The sequence below is a fragment of the Dolomitihabitans soli genome, assembly GCF_022213955.1.
Taxonomy (GTDB): Bacteria; Actinomycetota; Actinomycetes; order Streptosporangiales; family Streptosporangiaceae; genus Streptosporangium_A; species Streptosporangium_A soli.
Map to the genome: position 1 here is coordinate 103,620 of NZ_JAKNTW010000006.1, position 13,538 is coordinate 117,157.

The window sequence follows — 13,538 nt, forward strand, 5'->3', positions numbered from 1 at the left end:
CGTCAGCGCCAGGACGTTGAGCGCCTGGTGGGTGTCGGTGCGCGGGCGTTGAGTGCCCCAGGGGGTGTCAGTGTGCGGGCGTTGAGTGGCCGAGGAACGTCAGGGCCTGGTCGCGTGTCATCGCCGCGCCTCGTGAGTGGGCCGCCGCGAACGCCTCTCCGCCGATGAGGTCCCGGACGCCCGCGGCCACCCGGGCGACATCGGGGTCGCCGGTCACCGACGTCCCGCGCAGCGCCATGCCCAGCCCGAGCAGCGCCGCGGCACGCTCCGCCGCGCCGTCCAGCAGTGCGCCTCCGGCCTGACCCTCGGCGACCTCGGCCAGTTCCAGCAGCAGGGTGGTCCGCCGCGCGGCGACGAGCGCCCGGCGGTGCCACCGGCCCGCCTCCTCGACGTCGCCTTCCGCCTCGGCCAGCCGTCCCCGCGCGGTGAGCGCCTGCAACGAGAGGGTCCGCGCGCCGAACGGGCCGGTCTCGTCGTCGTACGGCACGGTCGCCAGCCGGCGGTGGGCCTCGGGGAAGTCGCCGTTCAGCCGGGCGATCTCGGCCAGACCCAGCTCCACCTCCACGGGCGTGCCCGGGATTCCGGCCCGGCGGGCGAACTCCGCTCCGCGGCGGTAGCCGGCGGCGGCCGCACCGAGCGCGCCCGTGCGAACGAGCCCCCGCGCCTGGCGACACAGCATGTCCACCATCTCCTCGGTGGCGCCGAGCCGTCCGAGCAGGTCCAGCGCCTCGCGCCACAGGTCCGCCGACCGTTCCCCGTCCCCCCGCCAGCTCGCGATCTCCGCCAGCCAGTCGAGCGCCTGGGCGGTTCCCCAGCGCTCGCCCAGCGAGCGGAAGCTCCGCAGCACCGTCTCAAACTCCCGCTCGGCCGCGGCCACCTCGCCGCCGAACAGCTTCAGCAACGCGGACCCCAGCCCGGCGAGTGCCCGGCTCCACGGATCGGCCCCGATCCGCGGTGCGCGGTCGTCCGGCCCCGCGGTCATCCCCCACAGCGCCGTGGCGAACGGGTTCCGCATCGGCCGATCCAGCGACCGCACGATCGTTTCGGCCCGCCGCCAATGCTCCGGCGGCACATTCGGTACGGCATGCAGCACGCACAGGACGTACTCCTCCTCCAGCCCCGCCGCCGCCACCCAGCCCGCCGGCGCGGTGTCGATCTCCTCCCCTTCCGCCGCCACCCAGCCCGCCGGCGCGGCGTCGATCACCTCCAGCAGCCGCGTGGCCACGGGAACGACCTGGGTGCGCCGTCCCCCCAGCCACCAGTAGGCCGCCAGCTCCGCGATCAGCCGAAGCGCCGTCACGGGCGCGTCCGTCACGCTCCAGCGCAGCGCGGCCCGCAGATTGCTGTGTTCGGCGGACAGCCGGCCCAGCCAGTGGAGTTGCTCGGCCCCGTGCAGCTGAGGGGCGGCACGCTCGGCCAGGTCGAGGAAGTACGCGGCGTGTGCGGCGCGCGCCCGTTCCGCCTCCCCCGCGCGGGCGAGGCGTTCGTCGCAGAACAGCCGGATGGTGGTCAGCATGCGGTAGCGGTCGCCGTCGGTCTCGACCAGGGACTTGTCCACCAGGTCGGCCAGCAGCCCGGCGATCGCGTCGGACGGCCCGCCCAGGCCGCAGACCCGCTCGACGGCCTCCAGGGTCGCGCCCCCGGAGAACACCGCGAACCGCCTGGCCAGCACCTGCTCGGGCGGTGTCAGCAGCTCCCAGCTCCACTCCACCACCGCGTGCAGCGTCTGGTGCCGCGCCGCCGCCGTCCGGTCGCCCCGCGACAGCAGCCTGAACCGCCCGCCCTCCGGCAGCCGCCGCGCGATCTCCGCCACGGTGAACGACCGCAGCCGTGCGGCCGCCAGCTCGATGGCCAGCGGCACCCCGTCGAGCGCGGCGCAGATCCCGACCACCGCGGCCAGATTGCCGGCCTCCACCGCGAACCCGTGGCGTACGGCTGAGGCCCGATCGGCGAACAGCCGTACGGCGGGATAGGTGAGCGCCGCCTCCGGCGGGAGATCCGGCGGCGGGACCTCCAGCGGCGGCAACCGGACGAGCGTTTCCCCGGTGATGCCGAGCGGCTCGCGGCTGGTGGCCAGGATGACGAGCCCCGGGCAGGAGTCGAGCAGGCGACGGGCCAGCGCCGCCGCCGCGTCCACCACATGCTCGCAGTTGTCCAGGATGAGCAGCGTCTCCCGCTCGGCGAGCGCCGTGACGAGCCGGTCGGCGGGTGCGGGCCCACGCGCGGCGAGCACCTGAAGGCCCGTCTCCCGCAACCCCAGCGCACTCAGTACGGCCTGCGGAACCTGCTCACCGGCGTCGAGCGGCGAAAGCTCGGCGAAGCACACCTCGCGCTCCTGGCGACCGGCGGCCTCGACGGCCAGCCGCGTCTTCCCGGTCCCGCCTGGCCCGGTGATCGTGAGCAGCCGCGCGGTTTCGCCCGATCCGATCCGCGCCAGCTCGGACTCGCGGCCCACGAAGCTGGTCAGCTGTGCCGCGAGGCCGGACAGCGCCGTCCGGCCAGGGCGTGTCGCCGGGTCGGGCGGCGCCGGCCTTGCCGGGTCGGGCCGTACCGAGCGGCTGTGGGCGGGGCGTTCGCCGCGCAGTAGCGCGAGGTGGATCGCCGACAGTTCGGGCGACGGGTCGGCGCCGAGTTCCCCGGCGAGCAACCGGCGGATGCCGGCGAACACCTCCAGCGCCTCGGCCTGCCTACCCTCAGCGTGCAGAGCCCGCATGAGCTGGCCGTGAAGCCGTTCCCGCATCGGATTGGCGGCCACCAGACGCCGCAGCACCGGCACCACGCTCTCACCCGGCAGGGCCAGCTCGGCCGAGGCCAGTTTGGTCTCGATGTGGTCTTCGGTGGCGGTCAGCCGCAGTTCCTCCAGGCGCTCCAGCTCCGCCCGCGCGTACGGCGTGTCGGTCAGGTCCGTCAGCGCGGGCCCGCGCCACAGGGTCACCGCCTCGCCGAGCAGGGCTCCGGCGGGCGCGTGGTGACCGGCGGCCAGCAGCCGCCGGCCCTCGGCGGCGAGCCGTTCGAAACGGTGCGCGTCGACGTCGTCGGGGTCGATCGCGAGCCGGTATCCCGCACCGTGGAACTCGACCAGACCGGCGGGAAGCCTGCGGCGGAGCCGGGACACCTGGGCCTGCAGCGCGTTGGCGGCGCCCGCCGGGGGCCGCTCGCCGTACTGCACGTCGACCAGGCGGTGCACGCTGACCGTCCGGCCCGCCTCCAGCAGCAACAGCACGAGGAGCGATCGCGTCAGACGGCCGCCGACGGGAACCGGCTCGCCGTCGGCGGTCCGGACTTCCAGTGGCCCCAGGATGTCGAACCGCACGTCATCGATTGTCGCGGGTTCCGGGGAAGGCGTCATCCGGGAGGAGACGGCCCCCCGCAGCGAGGGCCGCCTCCTGCTCAGGGGGTGACGATCGTCGGTACAGCGAAGAAGACGATCAGGGCGAGGGCCAGGCAGATCACGAAGCCGATCACTTCCCAGGCCCAATCATGGTGGTGTTCGCGCACTCTGCGGTATTTGCGGCTGTGCCCGCGTTCCGGGGCCCGGTATCTGAGGGGAGCGGGGGCCTTGGCGGCGTCGAGATCCTCTCCTTCGGCCTCGACGGGCTTGGGCTTGACGGGCTCGGCCTCGGGCTCCGGGTCCAGGATCGGGACGTCGAACACGTCGGTCGTCTCACCCGCCGCCTCCACGTCCTCCTCGGTGGGCAGCGGCATCAGGTAGACGGGCTCGGGTGCCCGGGCCGGCCTGGGCGGCCGGGGCGGTGGCTGGAACAGGTTCTCCACAGGGCCGTCGAGCACATCGGCGGGCACGTGCCGGGGCAGCGGGAAGTTGTCCAGCACGTCGGCCGGCACCTGACGGGACACCCGCGGGAGCGGGTCGAGCGTGTCCGGCCGACGGGACGGCGGGAGCGGGTCGAGCAGGTCCGCCGGCTCCGAGGTGGGGCGGCGAGACGGCGGGAGCGAGTCGGGGAGATCCGCCGGCTGCGACGTGGGGCGGCGGGACGGTGGGAGCGGGTCGAGGAGGTCCGCCGGCTCCGTCATGGGGCGGTGGCGGGACATGCCCGGCCGCCGGGCCGGCGGAAGCGGGTCGAGCAGGTTGGGGGCGAGCATGTCGGCGGGCACCGGGGCGGAGGCGGGAGCCCGGAAGAGCGGGGCTCCGTGCAGCCTCGGCATCGGTTCGGTGGTCGCCTCGTGGGGGGAGACCCGGCCGGGTGGCGGCGGGGCGACGCCCACCTCGTAGACCCCGGCGTTGGTCACGTCGTCGGTGTCGCCGAGGGGGACCGGCCAGGCGGGCGTGGTCGGCCACAGCGGTTTGACCGGCAGCGCGGACGTCTTGGCGCGGGCCGCACGGGGAAGGACGCCGAGTGCGCCGAACACCTGCGCCCGGAGCAGGGCGGGGGGCGGGCGCCAGGGCAGCCGGGCCAGCACGTCCCTGCTCGGGGCCACGGCGAGCGCGCCGTACACGTCGGTGAGGTGGCCGGGCACGGGGCCGGTTCCGGTGAGGGCCAGGGAGAGCGTCTGGGTGAAGTGGTGATCGGCGCTGACGACCAGCTCGGCGGCGGTGTCGGCGGCCACGTCGAGGACCCAGGCCAGTTCGTCGATCGTCAGCCCGCAGACGACGGAGAGCAGCAGCACCTCGCGCTGGTGCGCCCGCAGCTCACGAAGCACCCGTTCGACGAGTGCGGTGGCGGGGTCGGCGGCCGGATCGACGAGCGGCGGGCAGTAGACGATGTCGCGCCGGTAGATCTCGCGGCGTGCCAGCGCGTAGAGCCCGGCACGCGGCGGCGGAACGGCCGGGACGCCGGTCAGCAGGGAAATCAGCGCGTCGGCGGCGGCACCCGCGTCGCCGAGCTGATCGTGACAGTAGGCGAACAACCCGGTGGCGTGACGGTCGTAGAGCTCGGTGATCAGTTCGCTCCTGGAACGATCGGTGAGCGGGTGAGTCACGAGCCGTTTCCTCTGCGGTCGGGCGGACGCGGAACGTGCGGTGCCGTGGGGCGACAGAAGCGTGCGGCCGGGGATCTACCCGGCAACATGGAGTAATCATGTCAAGTCATGGCGGCCCTTCGCATCTCTGGACGCCTATTTGATAGAAATCACCATCAAATTGGGCCGCCGTCAGCGATTTGGATCTTGACAAGCGGGGACAAGGGGGCACAAGGCGGGACGACAGATGAGGAGCGATCCCCATAGGGTGTTCGGGGCAGATCATGAGGCGGCCGTGACTGGGGGGTCACGTCAGCCGCCGCCGAGAACCACGAGGACGCACGTGATCACATTTGACGGTGTCACCAAACGCTATGGCGATGGAACCGTCGCGGTAGATCATCTCCAGCTGGAGATGGCCACTGGGGAGATAACGGTCCTTGTGGGCCCCTCCGGCTGCGGCAAGACCACATCGCTCCGGATGATCAACCGCATGATCGACGCGTCGGAGGGGCAGATCCTGCTCGACGGCGTCGACGTGCGCACGATCGACCCGCCCACGCTGCGGCGCGGCATCGGATACGTCATCCAGCAGGCGGGTCTCTTCCCGCACCGCACGATCGTCGACAACATCGCCACCGTGCCCTTCCTGCTCGGCTGGAACAGGAAGAAGGCCCGCGACCGGGCGATGGAGCTGCTCGAACGGGTCGGCCTCCGTCCCGAGATGGCCTCCAGATACCCGTTCCAGCTCTCCGGCGGCCAGCAGCAGCGGGTCGGCGTGGCCCGAGCGCTCGCCGCCGACCCTCCGGTGCTGCTGATGGACGAGCCCTTCAGCGCCGTCGACCCGGTCGTCAGGACCAGCCTCCAAGAGGAGTTGCTGCGCCTGCAGTCCGAGCTGAACAAGACCATCGTGTTCGTCACCCACGACATCGACGAGGCGATCACCTTGGGCGACCGGGTGGCGGTGCTGCGCGTCGGCGGCAAACTCGCCCAGTACGCGGAGCCCGCGACGCTGCTGAGCGACCCGGCTGACGACTTCGTCCGTGAGTTCCTCGGGCAGGACCGGGGCATCCGGCGGCTGTCGTTCATCGACGACAGCGGGCTGCGGCTCAGGTCCGACCTGACGGTCCCCGTCGCCGACGAGGTCACGGCGGTCGCCGCCACGGCAGCCGCCGTCGAGTCGCCCTGGCTGGCCGTGGTCGACGAGGAGAACCGGCCGATCGGCTGGGTCGCGGCCGCCGACCTGCCGGCGGCGGGCACCCTGCGCGACGTTCGGCTGCTGTCGCACGGAACCTTCGTACGCGGCAAGGACTCGCTGCGCACCGCGCTCGACGCGGCCCTGCTCTCGCCCTCCGGGTGCGCGATCGCGGTCGACGGCGACGGCCGGGTCGCCGGGGTCGCCACCAGGGAGTCCCTGGACGAGGCGATGGCGCTGGCCGCGTCGGCGACCTTCGATCCGAAGGACGCCGCCGATGGATGATCAACCGCTGATCCGCTGGGACTGGATCGGGCGCAACTGGGACACCGGCCGGGCGGGCAGCATCATGTCCCTGCTCGTCGACCATGTGATCATGGCGAGCCTGGCGATCGTCCTGGGACTGGTCATCGCGTTGCCGATGGGGATCGCCTGCGTGCGGTGGCGGTGGCTCTACCAGCCGACGTCGGGCGTGATGAACGTGATCTACGCGCTGCCGTCGCTGCCCGTCTTCATGTTCCTGCTCCCGGTGACCGGGCTGGAGCGGGCCACGGTGATCATTCCGCTGGGCGTCTACGCCGTGGCCGTGCTCGTGCCCGCGGTCGTCGACGGCATAACCGCCGTCCCCGACCACGTACGGCAGTCGGCGGTGGCGATGGGCTTCAATCCGTTGCGCCGGCTGTTGCAGATCGAACTGGCGCTGGCCGTCCCCGTGGTGCTCGCCGGGCTCCGGGTCGTCGCGGTCTCCAGCATCAGCCTGGTCAGCGTGGGCGCCCTGATCGGCCAGGGCGGACTGGGGAACCTGTTCACCGATGCCTTCAAACGTGACTTCCTGACCCCGGCGATCGTGGGCATCGTGTTGATCATCGCGATGGCGCTCATCGCCGACGGATTGCTGATCTTCCTGCAACGGGTCCTGACCCCGTGGGCGAAGGCGAGGCGGAGCACGTGAACTGGCTGATCGACTTCTTCGCCGACCCCGCCAACTGGTCGGGCTCCAACGGGATCCCGATCCGGCTGCTTGAGCACCTGGAGTTCACGCTGGCCGCGCTGGTGGTCGCGGCGCTGATCGCGGTGCCGCTCGGCCTGCTGATCGGGCACACCGGCAGGGGCGCGCTGATCGTGGTGGTCTCGGCCAACCTCGCCCGCGCGCTTCCCACGCTCGGCCTGCTCGTTCTGATCGTGTTGCTGCTGGGCACGAGCACGGTGCTGCCGGTGCTGATCCCGCTGGTCCTGCTCGCGATCCCGCCCATCCTGGTCAACACCTACGAGGGCATCCGTGGCGTGGATCACGATCTGCGTGACGCGGCTTACGGAATGGGACTGAGGGGTAACCAGGTTCTCCTACGTGTGCTCGTGCCCGTCGCTCTGCCATTGATCCTGCTGGGGTTGCGGCTCGCCGCGATCCAGATCGTGGCGACCGCGACCGTCGCGTCATACGTCAGCCTCGGCGGTCTCGGCCGCTACATCATCGACGGCCTGGCGACCAAGGACTTCCCCAGCGTGGTCGGGGGATCCGTGCTGGTCGCCGCATTCGCGCTCGCGATGCAGGCGGTGTTCGCGCTGGCCCACCGTCTGTCGGTCTCGCCGGGAGTCAGCCAGCGCTTGAAGGTTCGCTAATCTATGCATTACCCCCTAAGGAAGAAGGGAAAGCGGATGAGACGCTTGTTCAGTACCGCGGCGGTGTTCCTGACCGCGGCGCTTGCCGTATCCGCATGTGGCGGCGGGGATCCGCTGACCTCCGCGTCGCCGAGCAGCGCACCGAGCGGGGCGCCGAGCGCGTCAGGGGGGACCGTGATCGTCGGCTCGTTCGACTTCCCCGAGAGCGTGCTCCTCGGCTCCATCTACGCGCAGGCGCTCCAGGCGAAGGGCGTCACCGTCCAGGAGAAGCCGAACATCGGCAGCCGCGAGATCGTGTACGACCAGGTGAAGAGCGGCGGGCTGACCGTGCTCCCCGAGTACAACGGCAACCTGCTCGCCTTCATCGACCCCAAGACCACGGCGGCCACGACCGACGAGGTCAACGCGGAGCTCAAGTCGAAGCTCCCGGCCGAGCTGGAAGTCCTCGCCTCCGCCCCCGCCGAGGACAAGGACTCCCTGACCGTCACCAAGGAGACCGCCACCAAGAACGCCCTCACCTCGATCGAGGACCTGGCCAAGGTGTCCAAGGACTTCGTGGTGGGCGGCCCGCCCGAGTTCAAGAAGCGCCAGGAACAGCGGCTCAAGGACGCCTACGGGCTGGAGTTCAAGGAGTGGAAGTCGACGGGGACGACCACGCCCGACGCGCTGAAGGACGGCACCATCCAGGTCGGCAACGTCTTCACCACCGACCCCAAGGTGCTGATCAACGACCTGCTCTCGCTCCAGGACCCGAAGAACGTCTTCGCCGCCCAGAACGTCACGCCGCTGGTCAACAAGGCCGGGGTGAACGACACGGTCAAGACCACGCTCGACGCGGTCTCCGCCAAGCTCGACACCACCACCCTGGTGGACATGATGAAGCGGATCGCGGTGGACAAGGACGACCCGCCCGTCGTGGCCAAGGACTGGCTCACCCAGAACGGCCTGGGCTGACCGACCCCCAGGCTCCCGCACCCAGCGGCAGCCGACTCACGAAGGCTTCCGCTCAGCGGCGGCCGACCGACTCACGAAGCCCCGCCCAGCGGCAGCCGACTCACGAAGGCTTCCGCCCGGCGGCGGCCCACTCACGAGGGCTTCCACCCAGCGCTGGGCGGACGGATTCCAAGGTCCCCGCCCAGCGGTGGCCGGACGGCTCACCAAGGTCCCCGTCCCAGCGGACGGGGACCTTCGTGGGTCCCCACCTCGTGCCACCGCCCTGCTCAAGACGCCGGCGCGTAACCTACTCACGGAGGTGCCGATGTGACAGCCTTCACCGAGGCGATGGCGCAGCTCGCCGCCGGCGTGGCGGTGGTGACCGTGCGCGAGGACCGGGACGACGTGGGCGCCACCGTCTCGTCGCTGATGTCGGTCTCCCTGGACCCGCCGTTGCTGGTCGTGAGCCTGGCCAGTGACGGCTACCCCTGTGAGGTGCTGCTCCGTCGCGACCGCTGGGCCGCCACCCTGCTGTCCGCCGGCCAGAAGGCCATCGCCAGCCGCTTCGCCACCGCGGGCCGGCCCAGTGCCCGGCTGCTCCTCGCCGACACCCCGCACCACCGTGGCGAGCACACCGAAGCCTTCGTCATCGAGAACGGCGTCGCGGCCCTCGAACTCGAAACCACCCAGGTCGTCCCCGCCGGCGACCACACCCTCTTCCTCGCCGCCCCCCTCGCCATCGACTACATCACCGCCGCCGCCCCCCTGATCCGCCTCCGCTCCCGCTACCACTCCCTCCCCTAAGCGCCGCTCGCCGTTCGCGCCCGCTCGCCGTTCGCGCCCGCTCGCCGTTCGCGCCCGCGAAAGTACGGCAAGCCACGCCGGCGCCCCGCGCCGCACCTGGCCGGTGTCCGTGGACCCATGGCACTCCAGCGCACGTGGCCGGCCGCCGCAACGGCCCGCGTACCCAGGTGAACCGTCGGCTCGCTCGACCCACCCTGACCCGGTGCGCCCTGTCCGACGGACGAGGACCGGAGCGCCGACCGTCGACGTACCTGTATTTGATCAAGGTCGTCATCCCCTGCCGTCTCGAACCCTCGTTGGATTTCCTGCGATCCAACGAGGCCTCGGAAGTGCTGAGGGCGGCGTGTGGTTACTGGATGGTCCAGGTGCCGGGCAGGAGCAGCGGGCCGTGGGCGGGGAGGCCGAGTTCGGCGGCGACGCGCGTCAGCGGGCCCCACGCTTCGAGGCGCATCCGGGCGAGGGCGGCGGACCTGTCCTCGCTCGACTCGGCCGGTCGCAGCCGGTCCAGCGGGTTCATCTTGGGGTAGGTGCGGACCGTGGCGGTCGCGGGCAGGCCGGCGCGCTCGCGGGCCAGGGCGAGGGCGTCCTCCAGGCCGCCGAGCTCGTCGACGAGGCCGTTGCCGAACGCGTCCGCGCCGGTCCAGACCCGGCCCCTGGCCAGCTCGTGGGCGCGATCGCGGTCGATCCGCCTGCCCTGTGCCACCTTGGCGACGAAGTCATCGTAGATGCGGTCGAGCCAGGCGTTGACCCGCTCCCACTGCGGCTCGGAGAACGCGTTCGTGGGGGAGAACATGCCCGCGTTGGCGCCCTCGGTGACGACCTCGGTGGACACGCCGAGGCGCTCCAGCATGGGGCCGACCACGGGCTTGCCGCCGAACACGCCGATCGAGCCGGTCAGCGTGCCGGGCTGGGCGACGATCACGTCGGCGGCCATCGAGACGAAGTAACCGCCGGAGGCGGCGAAGTCGCCCATCGAGACCACGATGGGCTTGCCCGCCTGCCGGGTGAGCGTCACCTCGCGCCACACCGCGTCGGAGGCCACGTAGGAGCCGCCGGGGCTGTCGACCCTGAACACGACCGCCTTGACGTGCTCGTCACGCCTGGCCGAACGGAGTGCCGCGCAGATCGTGTCGGATCCCATCGCGCCTCCGCCGCCGAGCGGGCTGCGGCCGCTGCGTCCGAGCCGGATCGCGCCCGAGCCGTGGACCAGCGCCACGACGTCCTCGCCCGGCCGGGACAGCTTTCTGGCCAGCGCGCCCTTGGCGTAACGGGCGACGTAGAGCAGGAGGGAGTCGGCTCCGGCGGCCTTGCGCACCTCGTCGTAGACCTCGTCGCGGTAGGCGAGCCGGTCGACCAGGCCCGCGTCGACCGCTTCGGCGCCGAGGAACGGGCCCTGGTCGACCAGTTCGCGGACCTTGCCGGGTTCGAGCCTGCGGCCCTCGGCGACGCCCGCCACGACCTGCTCGGTGATCGACTCGGCGATCCGGCCGATCGACTCGCGGTGCGGCTCGGTCATGCCCCCCTGGGTGAACATGTTGGCGGCCGTTTTGTACTCGTGACGCTGGGCGACCTGGTACTCCACCCCCAGCTTGCCGAGCGCGCCCTTGACGAACCGCTGCTCCAGCGAGATCCCGGTCAGCCCGAGATCACCGGAGGGCTGCATGTAGACCCGCTCGAAGGCGCTGGCCAGGTAGTAGGGCACGGTGCCCGAACCGAACTCGCCGAACGTCTCGGCGAACGCGACCGTCAGCTTGCCCGATGCCCGGAACCGGACGACGGCGGCACGCAGCTCCTGCACCATGCCGAGCCCGAGCGGCTGCCCGCCGATCTTGACGACCAGCGCCTTGACCCGCGAGTCCTGCCTGGCCCGCTTGAGCCCGGAGAGCACGTCGGCCAGCCGTGGCTTGCGCATGGACAGCAGCGCGCTCAGCGGGTCGGCCGGCGGCCCCTCGGTGAGCCCTTCCGTGAGGTCGAGCTCCAGCACCAGCGGTGCGATCCGCCGCTGGTTGAGCTTGCCGACGGTGTCCATGATCGCCTTGGTCGCGTCCATGTGGCCCACCCTAAGCGACGTCTTCACCCCCCGCGCCGCCTGGCTGAAACGACGGAGGAATCCCGGCCTCACGACCGGGCCCGGGGCTCACTAGTTGACGTGCCGCTCCAGCAGCGTCGTGGACCGGGCGAGCTGGGCGGGGGTCGCGCCCTTGTCGAGGCGCATGTACTCCGCTCTGGCCAGGGCCGCCTTGAGCGTGGTCGCGCCGTCCGCCTTGGCGGTGAGGTCGCGCGCGCCGTACGCCCAGTTGAGCCAGGCGGCCAGCAGTTCGCGGGTGAGCGGGGCCCGGCCGAGCCGCGCCTTGGATTTGAGGACCTTGGACGCCGTGCCGAAGGTGGACATCCCGACGACCTCGGGGAAGACCTTGCTGGCCTTCTTCACCAGGCTGAGGTAGCAGGTCAGGGTCGCGTCGGACAGGGCGCCCCGGCCCTTGCCCAGCTCGGCGGCCCATTTCGCGGCGGTCATCCCCGTCTTCGCCTTGCCTCGGGTGCAGACCTCCGGCGCGGGGGCGGGGGTGGGCGTCACGGTCACGGTCACCGTGACGGTCACGGTCGGCACCGGTACGGGGGTCGGTTCGGGAGCGGGCTGCGGCGGGGGATCGGTCGTCGGGGTGGGGGTGGGGTCGTCGCCGGGCTGCTCGGGATCGCCGGTGCCGGGGTCGTCGGGCGACGGCGCCTGCGTGATCGGGGGAGCGGGCGCGGTCCCGGTCAGGGCCGCGTACACGTCGATCCTCGGTGTCTGCGCGCTGCCGTAAACGATCTTCCGTCCGGTGGTCTTCAAGGTCTCCACCAGCGCGGTCGCCGGGATGTCGGGGGACTTCTGCCTCAGCAGCGCCAGCGCCCCCGCCACGTGCGGGGCGGCCATCGAGGTGCCGCTGAAGGAGGCGTACCCGTCGTCGGGCACCGCCGAGTCGATCTCCAGGCCGGGGGCGAACAGGTCGAGCAGCGGTCCCCGGTTGGAGAAGTCGGCGATCGCGTCGCCGTCGTCGGTCGCGCCGACCGTCACCGCGGAGGAGACACAGCCCGGGAAGCCCGCGCCGTCGACGGCCTCGTTGCCCGCCGCCACCACCGTGGGCACTCCCTGGGCCAGCAGCGCGTCGATCTTCGGCTTGAGCCCCCGGCCCTCGTCGGTGTCGTCGCACGAGGTGTCGGACAGCCCGCCGCCGACGCTGAGGTTCACCGCGGCGATCTTGTGGGTGCCCGTCAGCGTGGCGATGTGGTCGAGCGCGAGGCGCAGCGTGGACTCGAAGGCGAGCAGACAGGCCGCCGCCCCGCAGTACTCCGGGTCGTTGACCCGGCTGAAGATCTGCACCGCGATCAGGTTCGCGCCGGGCGCGACCCCGGCCCCCGGAGACCCGTTCCCGGCGGCGCCGGCGGCGATCCCGGCCACGTGGCTGCCGTGGTCGCACAGGTTGACCGCGCCGTCGAGGCACTTGGCGGTCTCCGCGTCCGCGGCGCCCTCCCCGATCTGGCTGCTCTGCCCGTTGGGGCAGAGGGATTCGAGCGGCACGCCGTCCTCGCCTGTGGAGGAGAAGCACGCCTCCGCGACGATCCGGCCGGCGAACGCGGGATGGTCGCGGTCGATCCCGGTGTCGAGCACGGCGACCGTCTGACCGGCCCCGGTGACCCCGTCGGCGTGCGCGCGGTCGCCGCCGATCACCTTGACGCTGGACGCGAGCGCGGGCGGGTAGGCGTGGTCGCGGTGGATGGAGACCACCCGGGGATCGTCCGCCAGCTCGGTCAGCGACTCGCCGGTGCCCTCCACCACGATGAACGGCTGGCTCTCCGGGGTCAGGACGACGTCGGTCACCTCACCGGCCTGCGCGGCCACGGGCGCCGCCGCCGCAGGATCGCGGACCTCGACGATCGCCCGCACCTTGTCGAAGTCGGCCGACAGCCCCGCCTCCAGTTTGCCCGCCCCCGGCGGCTCCGCGGCGAACGCCGGACTGATCGGTATGAGCGCCAGCACGATCGAGCACACGACGAGGCGGCGAAGACGCACACGTCCTCCGGGGGGCAG

At 72.0% G+C, this 13,538-nt stretch carries 9 protein-coding genes; 5 read left to right on the top strand and 4 right to left on the bottom strand.

Features of this window, described 5'->3' with window-relative positions:
* Nucleotides 1–67 precede the first annotated feature (67 nt).
* Together MBA17_RS13940 and MBA17_RS13945 are read right to left on the bottom strand one after the other, a co-directional pair.
* Nucleotides 68–3,313, bottom strand: a complete 3,246-nt coding sequence (locus MBA17_RS13940; RefSeq protein ID WP_238496852.1) for an AfsR/SARP family transcriptional regulator — start codon at nucleotides 3,311–3,313, stop codon at nucleotides 68–70.
* Nucleotides 3,314–3,390: 77 nt separating this feature from the next.
* The gene (locus MBA17_RS13945; protein WP_238496853.1) at nucleotides 3,391–4,938 is read right to left on the bottom strand and encodes a hypothetical protein; all 1,548 of its coding nucleotides are present in this window, start codon (nucleotides 4,936–4,938) and stop codon (nucleotides 3,391–3,393) included.
* Nucleotides 4,939–5,260: 322 nt separating this feature from the next.
* On the opposite strand from MBA17_RS13945, the gene MBA17_RS13950 reads away from it, so the two are divergent.
* The 5 genes from MBA17_RS13950 to MBA17_RS13970 all read left to right on the top strand — a co-directional run bounded on the left by MBA17_RS13950 (nucleotide 5,261) and on the right by MBA17_RS13970 (nucleotide 9,469).
* The gene (locus MBA17_RS13950) at nucleotides 5,261–6,397 is read left to right on the top strand and encodes an ABC transporter ATP-binding protein (RefSeq protein WP_238496854.1); all 1,137 of its coding nucleotides are present in this window, start codon (nucleotides 5,261–5,263) and stop codon (nucleotides 6,395–6,397) included.
* Nucleotides 6,390–7,064, top strand: a complete 675-nt coding sequence (locus MBA17_RS13955) for an ABC transporter permease (RefSeq protein WP_238496855.1) — start codon at nucleotides 6,390–6,392, stop codon at nucleotides 7,062–7,064. Before MBA17_RS13950 ends, MBA17_RS13955 begins: the two co-directional genes overlap by 8 nt.
* The gene (locus MBA17_RS13960) at nucleotides 7,037–7,732 is read left to right on the top strand and encodes an ABC transporter permease (protein WP_238496856.1); all 696 of its coding nucleotides are present in this window, start codon (nucleotides 7,037–7,039) and stop codon (nucleotides 7,730–7,732) included. Before MBA17_RS13955 ends, MBA17_RS13960 begins: the two co-directional genes overlap by 28 nt.
* A gap of 36 nt (nucleotides 7,733–7,768) precedes the next feature.
* Nucleotides 7,769–8,686 carry an ABC transporter substrate-binding protein gene (locus MBA17_RS13965; protein ID WP_238496857.1) on the top strand — a complete coding sequence of 306 codons (918 nt, stop codon included), beginning with the start codon at nucleotides 7,769–7,771 and terminating at the stop codon, nucleotides 8,684–8,686.
* 306 nt (nucleotides 8,687–8,992) lie between these two features.
* Nucleotides 8,993–9,469, top strand: coding sequence for a flavin reductase family protein (locus MBA17_RS13970; protein WP_238496858.1), 477 nt, complete (start codon nucleotides 8,993–8,995; stop codon nucleotides 9,467–9,469).
* A 349-nt stretch (nucleotides 9,470–9,818) separates the two neighbouring features.
* On the opposite strand, the gene sppA is transcribed toward MBA17_RS13970, so the two are convergent.
* Together sppA and MBA17_RS13980 are read right to left on the bottom strand one after the other, a co-directional pair.
* Nucleotides 9,819–11,519, bottom strand: coding sequence for a signal peptide peptidase SppA (gene sppA / locus MBA17_RS13975; protein WP_238496859.1), 1,701 nt, complete (start codon nucleotides 11,517–11,519; stop codon nucleotides 9,819–9,821).
* Nucleotides 11,520–11,609: 90 nt separating this feature from the next.
* Nucleotides 11,610–13,520, bottom strand: coding sequence for a S8 family peptidase (locus MBA17_RS13980; protein ID WP_238496860.1), 1,911 nt, complete (start codon nucleotides 13,518–13,520; stop codon nucleotides 11,610–11,612).
* Nucleotides 13,521–13,538: the final 18 nt, after the last annotated feature.